This is a genomic window from Streptomyces sp. WZ.A104 (assembly GCF_002382885.1).
Lineage (GTDB): Bacteria > Actinomycetota > Actinomycetes > Streptomycetales > Streptomycetaceae > Streptomyces.
Map to the genome: position 1 here is coordinate 17,028 of NZ_NWVL01000062.1, position 17,702 is coordinate 34,729.

General features: G+C 71.6%; 15 protein-coding genes, 1 tRNA gene and 1 pseudogene. 11 read left to right on the forward strand and 6 right to left on the reverse strand.

The window, feature by feature from the left end; genetic code table 11:
- Positions 1–136: 136 nt before the first annotated feature.
- Genes CIB93_RS27640 through CIB93_RS27650 form a run of 3 tightly spaced genes read left to right on the forward strand, consistent with a single transcriptional unit; the run spans position 137 to position 2,415 of the window.
- Positions 137–1,702, forward strand: a complete 1,566-nt coding sequence (locus tag CIB93_RS27640) for an MFS transporter (protein ID WP_257002410.1) — start codon at positions 137–139, stop codon at positions 1,700–1,702.
- 33 nt (positions 1,703–1,735) lie between these two features.
- Positions 1,736–2,029, forward strand: a complete 294-nt coding sequence (locus CIB93_RS27645) for a helix-turn-helix transcriptional regulator (RefSeq protein WP_096630804.1) — start codon at positions 1,736–1,738, stop codon at positions 2,027–2,029.
- Positions 2,026–2,415: a VOC family protein gene (locus CIB93_RS27650; protein WP_096630767.1), complete on the forward strand. Its 390-nt coding sequence runs from the start codon at positions 2,026–2,028 to the stop codon at positions 2,413–2,415. Before CIB93_RS27645 ends, CIB93_RS27650 begins: the two co-directional genes overlap by 4 nt.
- Before the next feature lie 40 nt (positions 2,416–2,455).
- Here CIB93_RS27650 and CIB93_RS37280 read toward each other — a convergent pair.
- Positions 2,456–2,665, reverse strand: a pseudogene (locus CIB93_RS37280) (hypothetical protein); the annotation flags it as partial.
- A gap of 21 nt (positions 2,666–2,686) precedes the next feature.
- On the reverse strand, positions 2,687–3,727 hold the full coding sequence (locus CIB93_RS27655) for a terpene cyclase (protein ID WP_096630769.1): 1,041 nt from the start codon (positions 3,725–3,727) through the stop codon (positions 2,687–2,689).
- 247 nt (positions 3,728–3,974) lie between these two features.
- Between CIB93_RS27655 and CIB93_RS27660 the strand changes: the two genes are divergently transcribed.
- From CIB93_RS27660 to CIB93_RS27670, 3 genes are all read left to right on the forward strand, one after another.
- Positions 3,975–4,922: a peptidoglycan DD-metalloendopeptidase family protein gene (locus CIB93_RS27660; RefSeq protein WP_179500271.1), complete on the forward strand. Its 948-nt coding sequence runs from the start codon at positions 3,975–3,977 to the stop codon at positions 4,920–4,922.
- 153 nt (positions 4,923–5,075) lie between these two features.
- Entirely contained in the window at positions 5,076–5,852 is a 777-nt protein-coding gene (locus CIB93_RS27665; protein WP_096630772.1) for a hypothetical protein, read from the forward strand.
- 59 nt (positions 5,853–5,911) lie between these two features.
- Positions 5,912–7,384 (forward strand): serine/threonine-protein kinase, encoded by a 1,473-nt coding sequence (locus tag CIB93_RS27670; protein WP_257002411.1) that lies wholly within the window; start codon positions 5,912–5,914, stop codon positions 7,382–7,384.
- A gap of 129 nt (positions 7,385–7,513) precedes the next feature.
- Here CIB93_RS27670 and CIB93_RS27675 read toward each other — a convergent pair whose 3' ends face one another.
- From CIB93_RS27675 to CIB93_RS27685, 3 genes are all read right to left on the reverse strand, one after another.
- A complete protein-coding gene (locus tag CIB93_RS27675) occupies positions 7,514–8,431 on the reverse strand; it encodes a cellulose-binding protein (protein WP_107470985.1) in 918 nt (305 codons plus the stop codon).
- 218 nt (positions 8,432–8,649) lie between these two features.
- Complete coding sequence (locus CIB93_RS27680; protein ID WP_096630777.1) at positions 8,650–11,208, reverse strand: SUKH-4 family immunity protein; 2,559 nt, start codon at positions 11,206–11,208, stop codon at positions 8,650–8,652.
- Positions 11,205–12,182 (reverse strand): SMI1/KNR4 family protein, encoded by a 978-nt coding sequence (locus CIB93_RS27685; protein WP_096630778.1) that lies wholly within the window; start codon positions 12,180–12,182, stop codon positions 11,205–11,207. Before CIB93_RS27685 ends, CIB93_RS27680 begins: the two co-directional genes overlap by 4 nt.
- 235 nt (positions 12,183–12,417) lie before the next feature.
- Here CIB93_RS27685 and CIB93_RS27690 point away from each other — a divergent pair, with 235 nt between their 5' ends.
- Together CIB93_RS27690 and CIB93_RS27695 are read left to right on the forward strand one after the other, a co-directional pair.
- The gene (locus CIB93_RS27690; RefSeq protein WP_096630780.1) at positions 12,418–12,942 is read left to right on the forward strand and encodes a YwqJ-related putative deaminase; all 525 of its coding nucleotides are present in this window, start codon (positions 12,418–12,420) and stop codon (positions 12,940–12,942) included.
- A 10-nt stretch (positions 12,943–12,952) separates the two neighbouring features.
- Entirely contained in the window at positions 12,953–13,483 is a 531-nt protein-coding gene (locus CIB93_RS27695) for an SUKH-3 domain-containing protein (protein ID WP_096630781.1), read from the forward strand.
- 198 nt (positions 13,484–13,681) lie between these two features.
- On the opposite strand, the gene CIB93_RS27700 is transcribed toward CIB93_RS27695, so the two are convergent.
- On the reverse strand, positions 13,682–15,007 hold the full coding sequence (locus CIB93_RS27700) for a sensor histidine kinase (RefSeq protein ID WP_096630783.1): 1,326 nt from the start codon (positions 15,005–15,007) through the stop codon (positions 13,682–13,684).
- A gap of 156 nt (positions 15,008–15,163) precedes the next feature.
- Between CIB93_RS27700 and CIB93_RS27705 the strand changes: the two genes are divergently transcribed.
- The 3 genes from CIB93_RS27705 to glmU all read left to right on the forward strand — a co-directional run bounded on the left by CIB93_RS27705 (position 15,164) and on the right by glmU (position 17,670).
- Positions 15,164–16,036, forward strand: a complete 873-nt coding sequence (locus CIB93_RS27705; protein WP_096630784.1) for a hypothetical protein — start codon at positions 15,164–15,166, stop codon at positions 16,034–16,036.
- A 6-nt stretch (positions 16,037–16,042) separates the two neighbouring features.
- Positions 16,043–16,113: transfer RNA gene (locus CIB93_RS27710), tRNA-Gln, on the forward strand.
- A 108-nt stretch (positions 16,114–16,221) separates the two neighbouring features.
- Positions 16,222–17,670, forward strand: coding sequence for a bifunctional UDP-N-acetylglucosamine diphosphorylase/glucosamine-1-phosphate N-acetyltransferase GlmU (gene glmU / locus CIB93_RS27715; RefSeq protein ID WP_096630786.1), 1,449 nt, complete (start codon positions 16,222–16,224; stop codon positions 17,668–17,670).
- Positions 17,671–17,702: the final 32 nt, after the last annotated feature.

Sequence of the window (17,702 nt, forward strand, 5' to 3'; positions counted from 1 at the left end):
GCCGGAAGCCAGTGGCCCAGGAGCCCCGGTCGCCCCGGGCGCCAGCCGCGGAGCACCGGGCGGGCCGCCCGACGCTCCCGCTCCCGCCCCCTCCCTCACCACTCCCCGGGGCCGCCGCCCCGTCGTGGCGGCGCTCATGCTCGGCATGGCGCTGGCCGCGATCGACGGGACGATCGTGTCCACCGCCGTCCCCCAGATCGTCGGCGACCTCGGCGGCTTCACCGTCTTCTCCTGGCTCTTCTCCGGCTATCTCCTCGCCGTCACCGTCACACTCCCCCTCTACGGGAAGCTCTCCGACACCTTCGGCCGCAAGCCGGTCCTGATCACCGGGATCATCCTGTTCCTGGTCGGCTCGCTGCTCTGCGCCGCCGCGTGGAACATGGCCGCGCTCATCGCGTTCCGTATCGTCCAGGGGCTCGGCGGCGGCGCGCTCCAGGGCACCGTGCAGACGATCGCCGCTGACCTCTACCCCCTCAAGGAGCGGCCCCGTATCCAGGCCAAGCTGTCCACGGTCTGGGCCACCTCAGCGGTCGCCGGACCGGTGGTCGGCGGGCTGCTCGCCGGGTATGCGGACTGGCGGTGGATCTTCCTGATCAACCTCCCCGTCGGGGCGATCGCCCTCTGGCTGATCGTCCGCCACCTCCACGAACCGTCCCGCCCCCGCCCCGCCGCCCGCCCGCGCGTCGACTGGGCGGGCGCGCTCGCAGTCTTCGCTACGGGTTCCCTGCTGCTCACCGCGCTCGTGCAGGGCGGGGTGGCCTGGCCGTGGCTCTCCGCACCCTCACTCGGCCTGTTCGGGGCGAGCGCGGTGCTGGCCGCACTGACCGTGGTCATCGAGCGGCGGGCGGCGGAGCCGATCATCCCGGGCTGGGTCTGGCGGCGGCGCACCATCGCCTCGGTCAACCTGGCACTGGGCGCGATGGGCCTGCTGATGGTCGCGCCGACCGTCTTCCTGCCCACGTACGCGCAGTCGGTGCTCGGCCTCGGCCCGATAGCCGCCGGTTTCGTGCTCTCCGTGATGACCCTGAGCTGGCCGGTCTCGGCGGCGCTGTCCGACCGGGTCTACAACCGCATCGGCTTCCGGCTGACCGCGATCACCGGCATGAGCGCCGCCCTGCTGATCCTGCTGGCCTTCCCGCTGCTCCCCTACCCCGGCGAACCCTGGCAGCCCGCACTGATCATGCTGCTCCTGGGCGCGGCTCTGGGCCTGTTCCAGCTCCCTCTGATCGTGGGTGTGCAGTCGACGGTCGGCTGGTCGGAGCGCGGTACGACGACGGCGTCCGTGCTCTTCTGCCGCCAGGTCGGCCAGAGCGTCGGCGCGGCGCTCTTCGGGGCCGTCGCCAACGGCGTCCTCGCCGCCCGCCTCCTCGACGCCCCGGCCCCCGGCCTCCCCGACGACCTGGACGCGGTCGCCCGCACCCTGGAGGACCCGGGCGCCCTCTCGGCGGTCGCGACGGACTACCTGCGCCGGGCGGTGGACGCGGCGGTGGACCACGTCTACCTCGGCGCGGCGGGGGCGGCTGCCCTGGCCCTGCTCGCCCTGATCACCCTCGCCCCGCGCCGCTTCCCGGTCCTCGCCGACCCGGCCGAGGCGACCGACACCGCTCGGGCCGCCGACACCACCCAGGCGGCTCCCACCACCGGGGCGACCGACCGGCAGGACGGACGGTCGCCGCTGCGGCGATCGGACGCCCCGAGTTGATAGGCAAGTCGATACTTGCCTATCGTGATGGTCATGGCGGAAGATGTCTTCAAGGCGCTGGCCGACCCCACACGCCGGCGCATCCTCGACGAGCTGGTGGAGCGGAACGGCCAGACCCTGTTCGAGATATGCACGCGGCTGGTGACCAAACACGGCCTGGGGCTGTCCCGCCAGGCGATCAGCCAGCACCTGGCCGTCCTGGAAACGGCGGGCCTGGTCCTCACGCGACGCCAGGGCCGCTACAAGTTCCACGATCTGAACACCGAACCCCTGGAGCACATCGTCAGCCGATGGCTCAGGCCCCGAGCGCCGGAGGACACCCCATGAAGATCCACCTGACCAGCGTCTTCGTCGACGGCCAGGAAAAGGCCCTGCGCTTCTACACGGACGTCCTGGGCTTCGAGAAGAAGCACGACGTCCCGTTGGGCGGCGAGGACCGCTGGCTGACCGTGGTCTCGCCGGAGCACCCCGACGGCCCCGAACTGCTGCTGGAGCCCGACAAGCACCCCGCCGTGAAGCCGTACAAGAGCGCACTGGTCGAGGACGGCATCCCGGCCGCCTCCTTCGCCGTGGACGACGTACAGGCGGAGTTCGACCGGCTGCGCACGCTCGGCGTGCACTTCACCCAGGAGCCGCTGACGATGGGCCCTGTCACCACGGCCGTGCTGGACGACACCTGCGGCAACCTGATCCAGATCGTGCACAGCGCGTAGGCCGGACGCCCCGTACGTCCCAGTGGCACGTTCACGGCACTCACGCCTGTCGCTGTGGCCTGTCGCCGTGGCCTTTCGCCGCCTTTCGCCGGGGCGGTGCAGGCGCATGGCCGGGGCCCGGGGCGTGAGGATGACATGCCGGGACGGCCGAATCCGGTCCCGGACACAGTTCGGGCCGCCACCGCGCGGCCATGGAAGCAAGCGCGAGAGCGATCTCGGTACGGGCGAAGCTGTCGCCGACGCATTGCCGTGCGCCCCCGCCAAGGCACCCTCAGGGGCCGGTCGGCCGGGGCCCGTCGTGGTGGAGGAGGTCCTCCGCGAAGTTCGGCACCTCGGGCGGCACCGTCGCCTCCGCCGCGTAGCGGTGCGTCTCCGTTTCCCACTGGTGGTAGCCGCGCATCCACGCCTTCATCGCGTCTACGTATCGGTCGACGGCATACCGACCCTCGTCGCCGAGGGACAAGGCCGAGCAGACGTCGGGCAGTTGGCGCTCCAGCTCCACGAACACCTCGATCCGCGCCATGGCCAGATCGCGGACGCGGTAAAGGGCCCGCTCGCGACAGAGGTTCTGTTCACGTTGCACCACCAGCACCGCGTTGTCGACGTCGCCGCGGGGCTCCTCCTTGACGACGGAGTACACGTCGTTGCAGAAGATCGGGACGTCAGTGGCGACCTGCCGCATCATGCGCAGTTGCGGCGTGTGGAACACGGCGGGCGGAACGAGGAACCCGCCGATCCGTTCGCCGTAGTCCATCAGAGTGGAGGTGCCGGCCATGCCCCGCCGCACCTGAAGGAAGTGCTCCATCCCCGGGACGGCACCGCCGACCCGGTCCATGGCCTCGCCCACGTAGGCGGCCAGGTAGTACTCCCAGTTGTGGGCGGCCCGAGCGCACCACGACGGCGCCATCCCGCGCACGCTGCGCTCCCAGAGCGAACCGAAGAACGCCACCAGCGGCGACTCACCACGGCGCCGCTGCCGCAGCGGGGTGAACAGGACGTCGGTCAACTCGCCGCACACCGCAGCGACGCGTTCGGGACACCTCCCCAACGGCCCGTCGAACTGGTCGTCGAAGAGAAAGAAGAACGCCATCTGGTCCACGCCCAAGGCCAGTTCGTCACGCTCGGCGTACGGATATCCGTACCCGGCCAGCTGCGCCATGTCCCAGCTCAGATACCACTCCAGGGCCTCGTCGGTCGCGAGCATCCCGTGCGACCGCAACCGCTCCAGGTTGACCTCGCGCGCGTACACCACATGCGGGCTGCCGCGCAGCGGGAAGGGGATGTCGAACACGGGCAGGTGTACGTCAGCCATATGTGCGCCCCTCACCGGATACGCGCCCATCACCAACGGGCTGCGTTGACGTCATCGCCGACGACACCAGACCGGCCGTCGGTACCGGAAGGGCGCAGGGCGGCACGGCGGGAGCGCACGGATGCGCCCCGGCACGCCCGGCCGCTCTCCCTCGCACCTAAGAGGTTGCCGGACCGTCCGCCAGTCCCCAGCATGTGTTCCGACGCTGCCCGAGGAGGCAGGGTCGGCGCCTTCCACAGGGGGGAACATGCTTCACCGCACGCACAGGCGGACGCACAGTCGGACACACAGGCGCACGCGCCCCGGCCGACTCGGTCAGCTGCGTGCCGTCCTGGTCGCCGGATTCGCGGTTCTCGGGCTCGCGGGCACCACCGTGGCCGCCACGGCCGACGAGGGGACCGGCCGGACCGCCGACACCCGGGCGGCGGCCGCCGCCAAGCCGCTGTTCCAGATGCCGTTCGCGTGCGACACGCGGTGGCAGCTGAACACCTACGGCTCCGGTCACAGCCCCGCGCTGGACATCGTCGTGGAGAGGAACACCGGCTCCGACGCCAAGCCGGTGCTCGCCTCCGCCCCCGGCACCGTGTCCGCCGCCTACTGGGACAACGGCTCCGGCAACACCATCCAGATCAACCACGGCAACGGCTGGTTCACGGCGTACTACCACCTCAAGGACTCCCCCACCACGTACGTCCGCAAGGGGCAGTCGGTCCAGCCGTCCACCCGGATCGGACGCATCGGCACGACCGGCGCCTCCAGCTGGTCCCACCTGCACTACGAGCAGCGCTACAAGGCGTCGGGGGACTTCACCGACGAACGCCACCGCGTCCCCGTGCACTTCGACGGCGTCCAGTACACGGGCACCAACAAGGAGTGGCCGAGCGTGACCAGCCGCAACTGCTCGGGCTCCACTCCGGGCTGGCAGGACTGCCCGGCGGGATACGTCTGCTTCTACTCGGGCGCCAACGGCACCGGCTCGGTCTGCCGGTCGGCCGGCGACCAGCCCAACAGCACCTGCGGCTTCCGTAAGTCGTACTACAACAACGGCAATCCGCAGCCGGGTTACGACCATGTGCAGGTGTACTTCAAGGAAGGCGGCAGCCAGTGCCTCCACCACGGCTGGGCCGACGGGCGCGGGAACTTCGCGAGCGGCGGCAAGACGATCGACCGCTTCCACTGGCGCGGCGAATGCTGACAGCCTGACGGCCCGGCAGCGAACACTGACAGCCCGGCCGCGAATGCTGACGCCTGACAGGGGGGAGCGTGGCTCCGCCCGGCCTGCACGTCATGCAGATGTTTATCGACTCTTCCTACCCTTACGGCGCACCTTGGGGGAAGGAATCAGTCCATGTACACCATTGTCGTGGTGCCGGGACCCGGCATGAACCCCGGCGAGCAGCTCAGGCTGGCGCCGGGAGAGACCCTGCGCTTCGGCCGGAAGGCATCCACCGGCCCATCGCCCCGGCTCACCATTGCGCATGACGGTGTCTCACGTTCCGCGGGCGAGATCACCGCGACGGACACGTACTGGTCGCTCAGCAACTTCAGCCGCACGGCGACGTACGCCGTCGAGAACCCTGAGGGCGCAGGGGAACACATCAAGGTCGCGCCGAGGCGGCTGGGCGCACCCGTGGCGTTCGAGTTCTCGCGGGTCGTCCTGCCCGCGGGCACCGAGCTGCTCAGCTTCGACGTGTGGGCACCGCGGCACGACTACGCCGCCGTCACGGCGGACGGGTCGGACCGGGACGAGCCCGCCGAGGGCCGCGGAGGGGAGTCGACCGCGCTCGCCTTTCCCCTCGACCGGTCAAAGCGGTACTTCATCGTGCTGGCGGCCCTGTGCGAGTCACGCCTGAGCGGCGAGCCGTACGCGCCGGTGCCCACCGCGGAACAGGTCGTCGAGCGGCTGCGCCCGCAGTGGCCCGCGGCCAACCGGGCCGCCGTGCAGTGGAACATCGACTACCTGGCGGTGAAACTGCGGCTCAAACCCGGCCCCGAGTCCTGCGAGCCCGGCCCCCGTCTCAACGGCAAGAAGGAGGCCCTCGTCTCCCTCGCGCTCCGCTTCGACCTGGTGCACGAGGACGACCTCGCGGCGCTGGCGCCCTCCACGAGCGGCGCGACCCGATGAACGATCAGTCCGGCCCGGGAAGCGAGCGGTCCGGCCCGGGAAGCGAGCGGTCCGGCCCGGTGAGCGGGCGGCAGCAGTCGTACGCCGTCGCGTCCGTTCCGCCCGGCTACCGCGTCGGCCCCTGGATCGTCGAGGAGCCGCTCGGCGCGGGAGCTTTCGGCAACGTGTACGCGGCCCACCACGAGGACCCCGACGCGGCCCCGGCCCGCGCCGCCCTGAAGTTCCTGCCCACCGGCACGCACACACCGCGCCAGCTACGCCATCTCCGGGAACTGGCCGAGCGGGAAGTGGCCCTGCTGAGCCGCCTCCGTTCACCGCGGCTGATCCGGATGTACGACGCGCTGACGGTGGACGCCCCGGCCCACCCGGAGCTCGACGGCGCCACCGTCCTCGTACTGGAGCGGGCACGGGGCTCCCTCGACACGCTGCCGGCCGCCGGCCGTCCGCCGCGGCAGGGGCCCGCCCTGCTCGTGCAGATCTGCGAGGGCCTGCACCAACTGCACGGCGCGGGCTGGGTGCACGGCGACCTCAAACCGGGCAACGTCCTGCTGATGGAGGACGGCACGGCACGGCTCGGCGACTTCAACATGGCCGCCGAACTGGAGGGCACACACGCGTACTGCCCCGCGTTCACGACCGCCGACTACACCCCGCCCGAGCTGCTGTGGTCCGAGGTCGGCGAGCGGGGCATGCGGATCCGGCCGACCGCGGACATCTGGGCGTTCGGGGTGCTGGCCCACCTGACCCTGACCGGCTCGTTCCCGCTGCCGGGCGGCACCCCGACCGCCCGGCGGGACGCGGCGGTGCGCTACGCCCGCGGCGAGGAGGAGCTGCGCCTCTCACCCGCACTCCCCGCACCCTGGCGGGGGATCGTACGGGACTGCCTCGCCCGTACGCACGAGGAACGGGCCCGGCACGACACCGCGTCACTGCTGCGGCGAACCTCGGAGGCGGCGGTGGACCGACTGCCGCACCGCAAGCACCGGCACCGCCCTCTGCTCGCGGCGGCGGCCTGCGCGCTGGCCCTGGCGGTGACGGGCCTCGGCATGCGGATGCTCCTGGACGGGGACCCCGGCACGAAACCGGTCGCCCCGACGAACGCCGGGCCCGTCGCGGACGCGCGCCCGGACGGGAGCGGCACCGGCCCCGAGCCGACGCAGACACCGACACCGACACCGACACCGACACCGACACCGACACCGAGTCAGACGGCCACGGGCTACGACCGCTGCATCCCCGGTTCCGTCTGTTTCTTCTCGGAGACGGACGGCAGGGGTGATATGTGCGCCTGGAGTGGCGACGACTCCAACTGGTTCGACGGCGAGAACGACTGCTCCTGGGCGGACACCCGCCGCCCGGGCTCGATCTTCAACAACGGCCTGCCCGACGCCAACGGCTACATCCACGTCACGTACTTCGCCGAGCCCGGACTACGCAAGCGCCTCGGCTGCATCAAGAAGGGGCAGCGTCACGACCTCGCCCTGACGTCGAACGTGCTGTCCCACACCTGGGCCAAGACCTGCGCCTCATGACCTGCGTCGGCCCCGACCATGTCTCCTCCAACGGGACGGACCCTGCCCTCGACATGGGCCCGGTGAAAGATCTCGACATGGCCCGGTGAAAAGATCCGGTCCGCTTCGGCACTCCGTCCGCTCCAGCCCTCAGGCCTCCTCCGCCCCTGCCGCCGCCTCCGCCTCCGGTGCCACCCGGCCCGTGAGCGCCGCCAGCGAACTGCGTACGTGCACCATGTGCGCCTGGACCTCCTCGCGGCCCTCCTCGTGCTCCCGCAGAACCCGCTCCGTCTCCCGGACCACCCGCTCCTCACGGACCCGGGCCTGAGCCAGCAGCTCGGCCGCCCGGGCCTCCGCGTCCTCCTGGCCGTGGCGGGCCGCCTCCTGGGCGGCGGCCAGCTCCCGGCCCGCCTCCGCGAGCAGCGCCTCCGCCCGCTCGGTCAGCTCCGCGTGGCGCACCGCCAACTCCGCCTCGGCCGCGGCGATCTCGGCCTCGGCGGCCTTGTGCCGCTCGGCATGCTCCTGCTCCTGGTGGGCCAGCACGCTCGCCGTGCGGCGGCGCGTCTCCTCCATCCCGGAGGCAGCGGCCGCCCGCACCTCATCGGCGTCCTGCCGGGCCGCGGCGAGCAACCCCTCGGCCTCCCGGACCGCCTCGGCCACCCGCTCCTCAGCCGCCCGTACAGCAGCCTCCCGCACCGCGTCCGCCGCCTCCCGCGCCGCGTCACCGGCCGCCCGGCCCTCCGCCCCGGCCTCGTCCAGCAACGCCTGGCCCGCCGCCACCGCCTCCGCGTGCAGCGCCTCGGCCTCGCTCTCGGCCAGCGCCAGAATCCGCTGGGCCCGCTCCCCCAGCTCCGCGTAGTCCTGCGGAGGCAGCGCCGCCACAGTCTCCGCCAGCCGGGCCGCCCCGGCGAGAAGTTCCTCGACCCGGACCGTCAGCCGGGAGACCTCCGCGAGCGCAGTGTCCCGCTCGGCGACCAAGGCAGCGGTCGCACGGTCCACCTGCTCCGGACTGTAGCCACGCCCCCGCACGCCGACGGTGTCGTACGCGGACACCGGTCCAGCACTCATCCCTGAAGCCCCTCTCCGACTCACCGATTCATCGATACGCCTCACCGACATGCCAAGGATGCGGCAATTAGTGCCGGAAGTCGGAATCGATCAGATGCTTTCAGGACGGAAGCGACCGGCATCACAGCCCCGGCCGCGCGGCATCGACCCCCCATACGACGAGAGACGCCCGAACCCTCCCCGGGTCCGGGCGCCTCATCACATCGATGACGTACGGCTCAGAGCAGGCCGTCCCACATCTGCTCCAGCAGCACCGACCACCAGTTCTCCGGCGACGCCAGCGCCGCCGGGTCCAGCGCCACCAGCTGCGCCTGGAAGTCGACCGTCCAGCGCCCCGCCTGCTCCGGGTTCAGCCCGAACCGCAGCCGCCACATCCGGCCCAGCAGCGCCATCGACCGCACGAACTCCGGCAGCCCCGTGTTCACGAACTGCGGCGCCACCGACTGACCGCCGGGCCCGGCCTCCACCGGAACGGCCACGATGTTCGCCGTCCCGTACTGGACACAGAGCGCCTTGCCGAAGTCCGTGCCCATCACCAGATACGACCCCGCGTCCGGCGCGGCCTGAACCTGTCGCTGCGCCGCCAGCTCCCCCAGCGTCGGCACCACCGGCTGCCCCGGCTGCGCCCAGAAGAACGGCCCGAAATCGGCGGGCAGACCCGCCCACACCAACGTACGGGCGACGACCTCCGGCACCCCCTGACGGGACACCGCACGCTGATCGAACCGCAGAATCCCCTGCGGCCCGAACGCCTGCACCAGCTCCTCGGCCACCGCCTCCGGCGGCAGCGCGGGCGCGGGCGGCATCTGCGGCAACGGAGCCCGCACCGGCGCGGGCCGCGCCGGGCCGTCCGCCACCTGGTGCAGCTCGCCCTGGTGCGTCAGCAGATGCTGCATGCCCTGCTGACGGCTCGCGTGGTCGGTGCCGTACGGAGCGACGCTGGTGATGCGCACCTGCGGCCAGGTCTCCCGGATCATCCGGGCGCAGTAACCGCCCGGCAGCTCACAGGACTCAAGCTCCGTGTGCAGCTCGATGACCTGCTGCGGCGGCACGTTCATCGCCCGCAGCTCGTGCAGCATCTGCCACTCGGGGTGCGGGGTACCCGGCGCCGAGCGGCGGATCAGCTGCTGCTCACTGCCGTCCGGAGCCCGGAACCGCAGCACGGCCTGGTAACCGGGGCCCACGGTCGGCTGACCGGTGGGCTGCTGCGGATAGCCGTACGCCGGGGGCGGCGGGGTGTGCTGCCCGGGCGCGGGCGGCTGCGGTACGGGACCGGGGGCGCCGCCCAGCGAAGCACCCGGGGCACCCGGCGCACCGGGCATGCCGGGAGGACCGGGCGGGCCCACCTGGCCGGGCGCCGCGAACATCGTCTCCGCCTGGTGCACCCCGCCACCCGGAGGCGGCGTCGAACCCTGCGGCGGAGGCGGCGGACCAGGAGGCGGCGTCGCACCGGGCGGACCCGGAGGACCCGGAGGCTTCGGCGCACCGGGCGCGCCGGGCGGGCCCGGAGGAGCCGGGACGCCCGCACCGATGCTGCTCCCGTCGGCCAGCATCGTCGCGGCATGGTGCACCCCGCCACCCGGAGGCGGCGTCGAACCCTGCGGCGGAGGCGGCGGACCAGGAGGCGGCGTCGCACCGGGCGGACCCGGAGGACCGGGAGGCTGCGGCGCGCCGGGGGTTCCGGGGGGCGGCGTGGCACCCGGCGCACCGGGCGGGCCGGGCGGGCCGAGCTGGGAGACGAGCTGCGTCGGGACGTACCCGCCCGCCGGAGCCCCGGGCGCACCCGGACCCGACGGCGGCGGCGTCGAACCCGACGGCACCCCGGGAATCCCGGGCGCACCGGGAGGCGGCGGAGTCGACGAACCGCCCCCGCGCGGCGGCACCGCGGCCTTGCTCGTCGCCGCGTCCGCGATCTCGCCGGCCCCGCCCTGCGAGCCCTGCTCGGGCCGGAGGGCCGGAGCCACCTGCGTACGCGGCAGCTGGCTGCCCCCGGACATCAGCGCGGTGGGCGCCTCCGCCGGGACGACCGGCGGCGGGGTCCCCTCGTCGTCCGTCCCCGAAAGCGGCGGCGCGAACACGGTCGCGGGCAGCGGAACCGCCCCGTCGTCGGAGTCCGAGTTGGTGTCCGTACCCGCCCACGGGGTCGCCCCCGCGGCAACACCCTCGGACGCCGTCGGCTCGTAGGCCCCGCCACCGCCGGCCGCGGGCCAGGAGGCCCCGGAACCCCCGGAGTCCCCGGAACCCCCGGACGCGGAACCCCCGGACGCGGAACCTCCGGACTCCGCGGGCTCCTGAGCAGGAGCCGCAGCCGGAGCCGCAGCGGACGTCCCGTCCGGCGCGGGGGCCGCGTCCGGGGCCGCCCCCGACTCCCCCCGCTCCGCCCGATGATCCGGAATACCCAGCTTGTCCGCCGCCTCCTGGAGCCACTCCGGAGGAGTCAACAGGAACGACGTCTGATTCAGATCCACCCGCTGAGGCGGCTCCGGCGCAGCGGCGGGCGCATCCGCCGTAACCCCGTACTCCTCCTCGTACCGCCGGATCACCTCCCCCACCGGCAACCCCGGCCACAACGTCGCCTCGCCGCTGTCCCGGGCGATCACCAACCGCTGACGACCACCGTCCGAGACCGGGCCCTCCGCCCGGTCCTCGGCCCACACCACGAAACCCAGATCGAACTCACGGACCCGCACCTCACGGTGCTGATACGCGGGCACGTCACCGTTGACCCACTCGTCCGCCCGCTCCTGCGCCTGCGCGAAAGTCACCACCGCGCTCACCCCTCCACCGGGACGACGCGCGCGAAGCCACCGTCCACCATCAGGTTCGCCACCGTCTCCAGCTCCGGCGGATTACCCGCGAGCCGCTGAAGGAAGGCGTCGAAGTCCGCCCCACAGGGCAGCAACAACCGCTCCGAACGCTCCTGGACACTCCAGCCGTCCTGGTCACGGGCATCGTCGTACGGGCAGAACCACACCGAGCCGGGATCCTGACCGCGCACCTTCACCGCGAGAATCCCGCCCTGTACGAAAGCGACACCCAGGAAGTCCTTGGTGAAGTGGTCCCGCAGGCACTTGTTCACGTACACCAGATCGTTCACCGCCGCCTCGTCACGCACCGTGAAGAACGGCTGGTCCACCAGCAGCCCCAGCTCCGCGTCAAGCGCCGCACCCACCGGAGCCGAACCACCAGCAGCCTTCAGGAACGTGCGGTACGCACCGGGCAGCCGGTAGCCGAGATCCTCCTCGACACCCTGGATCTGCTGCTCGCTCACCGCGACAGCACCCTTCGGCAGCCGGAAATGCGCCGGACGCGTCTCCTGCAAGGGACGGGTACCCCGCCGGTTCTGGTCCACCTCGGTCCCCGCCAGACCACCGTGATGACGCAGCAGCGCCTTCACCTCGACCGGCACCAGCTCCATCCGCCGGCCACCCGCCACGTGGTGCCACGTCCAGCCGTGCGGGGTCGCCACCGCGGGAATCGTGTCCCACAGATCGTGACCACTCGCCGCCATCGCCGCATTCGCCGACACGTAGTCGGTGAGACGCAGCTCGTCGATACCGAACCCCTGCGGCGGATCCGCGATCTCCGCGGCGGCACGCGCATACGGCGAAAGAACCGGATGACCGTTCACGTCCATCCGCACACCTCTGGGGTGGCGGGACGCCCGGACCGGGTCCGGGAAGTGCACGACCTGCCCGGCATAGGCCGCGTTCGGTGGCGCGGCTTGCTGCCCGAGCCGACCTGTCGTCATGGCTGTTGCCCCCTGCTGCGTCTGGTGTTCCGCACAGCCTAAGCGGTGGGACAACAGCGGGCCCCGCCCCGCCGGTTCCGTCACGAACGGTCACATTCACGTGACAGTGAGGCGACGGTCTCGCACCTTCGGGCGACACGCAGGCACGATTCCCTGCCCCAGCTTCCCCACCACCCGGCACATTTGGCAGGCTGTCCCCGCAACTCGGGGGATTGCAGGGAGGGACGTCAGCACAATGCATTCCGCACAAACCGTCACATCAGGGGATCCGCGACTCAGCTGGAGCAGCACCGAGAACAGCACCACACCACGACTGCTCCACCGCCGCGACGGGATCCTCCCCGCCGTGGCCGCCGCCCTCTCCGTACGCGGAGAGACCCTCACCTGCACCGCGGGCAAGGGGGACCAGCCGCCCGCACTGCACCCACTCGTCCAGGACTTCCTCGACACCCTCACCACCGGCCAGCGCGAACGCTTCACCGGCCGCTGCCCCGAAGCCATACTGCTCTCCCGCCAGCTCACCGCCGCCGAGAGCGGACGCTCCAAACGCGCCCAGCGAAAACCCCTGACCAACGGGGAAGCCCGCCGCGCACTCAAACACTCCCGCCTCACCGCCCGCCGCATCCGTGAGGACGGCGACCCCCTCCACGGCAGCTACGCACCACCCTGCCGCTCCTGCTCCGCACTCCTGTCCCACTTCGGCGTACGCCCCGTCGACCTCACCACCACCGGCGCCGCGACCACCGCCGAGAAGGGCTGACCGCCCACCCATGCACGACCAGCTCCCGCACCTTCCGCAGCAGCACAACTCCACCCGCTTCCCCGTCGCCGTCGACGCCGCCCTGCGCGAAGCGGGCTGGCAGCCCGGACGCTGGGACATCCGCCAGGCCGAGGAATGGGCCGACGCCCTGCGCTCCCACGCCTCCCCCGCCGGCCACCGGCACGCCGTCTTCCCGGCTGCGGTCGAGGCCTGGGCGGAATTCGGCGGCCTCCACATCACCGCATCCGCACCCGGCCGGCACATCGCACCGGCCGCCGTCCGCGTCGACCCCCTCCACGGCCTCCACCTCGCCCGTACGCTCGGCGACCTCGGCCGCGCCCTGGAAACAGAGGTCGCCCCACTCGGGTCGGAAGGCCAGGAACAGGCAGTCCTGGCCATCGACACGGAAGGCCGGGTCTACAGCGTCGACCACACGGGGGACTGGTTCCTGGGCACGGACATCGATCAGGCGCTCGCCACGCTCATCACGGGCACGCAGCCATCCCGCCTGACGTCCTCCCCCAACCCGCCCGGCGCCTGAGGACGAACACACCACCCGGCACGAACGGGCACCATCGCTCCCCGCACACGGAGGGGCAGCCGCTCCCCACAACCAGGGCTCCGTCCTCGAACGCCGGACGGGCTGGGGCCAAGCGCCACCGTCAGACACCGCACGGGCCTGAGGGGGCCAGGCCCGTCATCAGGGTGCCTCAGGGGCGGAAGCGGCCGAACCCCGCAGTCAGGCGCTCGAACCGTCCGGAAGCACCGCTGACACCCGGAAACCCCCCGCATCCGTCGGACCCGACACGAACACGCCCCCCAGCCCCAACACCCGCTCCCGCATACCCACCAGCCCGTTCCCCCCGCTCGGCAACCCCGCATCCGCCGCCGCCGCATCCGAAGGACCGTTCTCCACCTGCATCGCGACCTCGGACTCCCGATGCGCGAGCCGCACCCACGTCTCCGCGCCCGCCGCATGCTTGTGCACGTTCGTCAACGCCTCCTGCACCACCCGGAACGCGGTCTGCTCCACCTCCGGCGGATACGGCCGCAGCTCACCGTCCACCGACAGCTCCACCACCATCCCCGCCTGCCGCGACTGCGCCACCAGCGCCTCCAGCTCACTCAGCCGAGGCCCGTCCTCCGACCCCTCAGCGGCAGCCGCGGCCACCGCCTGCCCCACCGAAGCCAACGGCACCGCACCCCCGCCCGCAGCGGCAGGCGCGGTCAGCGCATCCCCCGAACGCAGCACCCCGAGCATCTCCCGCAGCTCCGTGAGCGCCTGCCGGCCCATGTCCCCGACCAGCGCAGCATTCCGCACCGCCTTCGCCGGATCCTTCGGCGCCACCGCCTGGAGAGCGGCGGCGTGGACCACCATCAGACTCACCCGATGGGCGACCACGTCATGCATCTCCCGCGCGATCCGCGTCCGCTCCTCCGTACGCGCCCACTCGGCCCGCTCCTCGGCCCGGTCCGCGAGCAGCGACAACTCCCGCTCCAGCGAATCGGCCCGCTCCCGCAAGCTCTCCATCAACCGCCGCCGGGCCCCTATGTAGAGGCCGAGCAACACGGACGGAGCCGTGAGCCCCACCGCCATGAAGACGGACATCAGCGGTACGTACCAGTCCCCAGGCCCAAAATCCGCCTGCTCGGCCACGGTCTGCCGCAGCCGCACATACGTGACGATGAACGTCCCCACCAACGCCATCCCCGCCAGCACGACGGTGATCCGGCGCGGCACCTCGGACGCGGCCAGCGTGTACAGGCCGACCAGAGCCATCAGGAAGCCCATCTCGGCCGGCGTCATCGCGATCGACACCAGCACCACGACGATCGGCCACCGCCGCCGGACCAGCAGCACCGAACCCGACAGCAGCCCGAACACCACACCCACCGGCACCGGCAAACCGGCACTCCGGGCGAACTCCACCCCCTCCAGGCCACACTCCAGCGCCGATACCAGCGCCAGTCCCACGTCCAGGGCGACACTGCGTCGCCGCTCCCACCACCAGTAGCCGCGGGTGGTCGATCCCGCCGCCTCCTGGTCTGCCCCCGTTGCGGTCATGGCATCCAGCCTACGGGCGGACGCACCCCATTTTCCGGTGACCGGCAACAGCACGTTCCGCGTTCGAACGTGCACGAAACAGATGCCGATCGCCTGAAATGGCGAATCGACCGCGCTTTCGACCCGGACGTTCGCATTCCGGACGACGATCACCGTATGACGGAAACCACAAGCAAGTACGCCGACTTCGAGGGCTTACGCGCCCAGGCGGTGGCGCTGCGCCGGGAGGGGCTGAGCGTCCGGCAGATCAGGGACCGGCTGAAGGTCTTCAACAACGACATGCTGCATCGCCTCCTCCAGGGCGAGCCCGCCCCGGAGTGGACGAAGCGGCCGAACGCCAAGGACGAAGTACGGGCGCAGGCCCGTGAGCTGCGACTCCAGGGCATGACGTATGACCAGATCCAGATGGAGCTGGGGTGCTCGAAGAGCTCGATCTCGCTGTGGGTACGGGATCTGCCGAAGCCCGAGCGCAGGCGCACCCGAGAGGAGTCGTCCGCCATCGGGCGGCGGGGCTGGGAGGCAACGCTCCAGCGGCGGGACGCGGAGCGCCGGGCAGCGAAGCAGCAGGCCGCAGACGAGGTCGGCACCATGAGCAGCCGCGAGCTCTTCCTGCTGGGCGTCGGCCTCTACTGGGCGGAGGGCTCCAAGTCCAAGCCGTACCGCACCCAGGAGCGGGTCACTTTCGTCAACAGCGACCCCGGCATGATCGAGGTCTTCCTCGCCTGGCTCCGCCTCCTGGGAGTGACCGACGACCACCTTCGCTTCCACGTACACATCCACGAGACTGCGGACGTCACGGCAGCCGAGCAGTACTGGGCAGCTCTCACCGGCGCCGGGCCTGCGTCGTTCGGCAAAACGTCGGTCAAGAAGCACACACCGAAGACCAACCGCAAAAACGTCGGCGACAACTACAGGGGCTGCCTCGCGGTTCGCGTCCTGAAAAGTGCCGAGCTGTACCGTCGCATCGAAGGCTCTTGGTGCGGCATAGTGGGTGCTGCAAAAAGAGCCGATCAAGAGAATCGGACATAACACCCATCCCGGGTCGTCTAAGGGCAAGACGTCAGATTTTGGATCTGATCATGAGGGTTCGAGTCCTTCCCCGGGAGCAGCGCACACGGGCCCCGACCACACCGGTCGGGGCCCGCCCCCGTTCCCCGCCGAAACGCCCCCGGTATCCTGCGGATGACCACCACCCGAAGCCGAAGGGCACATCCGTGAGCGCAACCAGCCCGGCAGCCGTCGTCGTCCTCGCAGCGGGTGAGGGCACCCGCATGAAGTCGAAGACCCCCAAGGTCCTGCACGAGATCTCCGGGCGCTCGCTCGTCGGCCATGTCGTCGCCGCAGCCCGTGAGCTGGACCCGCAGCACCTCGTCGTCGTCGTCGGCCACGCGAGCGAGCAGGTCACCGCACACCTGAACGCCGGTGACGCCCCCGTGCGCACCGCCTTCCAGGCGGAGCAGAACGGGACCGGGCACGCCGTCCGGATGGGGCTCGAAGAGCTCGGCGGGGGTGTCGACGGGGCCGTGATCGTCGTCTGCGGCGACACCCCGCTGCTGTCGGGCGAGACGCTCGGCGCGCTCGCCGCCACGCATGCGGCCGACGCCAACGCGGTCACCGTGCTGACCGCCGAGGTCCCGGACTCCACGGGCTACGGGCGCATCGTGCGCGATCCCGCCACCGGTGCGGTGACCGAGATCGTCGAGCACAAGGACGCCACCGAGGCGCAGAGGGCGATCCGGGAGATCAACTCAGGGGTGTTCGCGTTCGACGGGCGGCTGCTCGGGGATGCGCTGGGCAAGGTGCGCACGGACAACAGCCAGGGCGAGGAGTACCTCACCGATGTGCTGTCGATCCTGCGCGAGGCCGGGCATCGGGTCGGGGCGTCGGTGGCGGGTGACCACCGCGAGATCCTCGGGATCAACAACCGGCTTCAGCTGGCCGAGGCGCGTCGGCTGCTGAACGAGCGGCTGCTTGAGCGGGCGATGCTCGCGGGCGTGACGGTTGTGGACCCGGCGTCCACGTTGATCGACGCGACGGTGACGTACGAGCGGGACGCGGTCGTGCATCCGGGGACGCAGCTGCTGGGGACCACTCACCTCGCGGAGGACAGTGAGGTCGGGCCGAACTCGCGGCTCAAGGACACCGCGGTGGGGGCCGGGGCCCGGGTGGACAACTCCGTGACGGACTCGGCGGAGATCGGGCCGGGGGCGTCGGTGGGGCCGTACGCGTATCTGCGGCCGGGGACGCGGCTGGGGACGAAGGCCAAGGCCGGTACGTACGTGGAGATGAAGAACGCGACCGTCGGCGAGGGGACGAAGGTCCCGCACCTGAGTTACGTCGGTGACGCGACGATCGGTGATCACACCAACATCGGTGCGGCGAGCGTCTTCGTGAACTACGACGGGGTCGCCAAGCACCACACGACGATCGGTTCCCACTGCCGTACCGGTTCGGACAATATGTTTGTGGCACCTGTCACGGTCGGGGACGGGGTGTACACGGCCGCCGGGTCGGTCATCACGAAGGATGTGCCGTCCGGTTCGCTGGCGGTGGCGCGGGGCCAGCAGCGGAATATCGAGGGTTGGGTGGCCCGGAAGCGTCCGGGCAGCGCTGCCGCTCAGGCCGCTCAGGCGTCGTCCTCGGGGGCCGAAGGACAAAGCTGACCGGAAACAGGTAGGCCGGTGACGGCGTACCG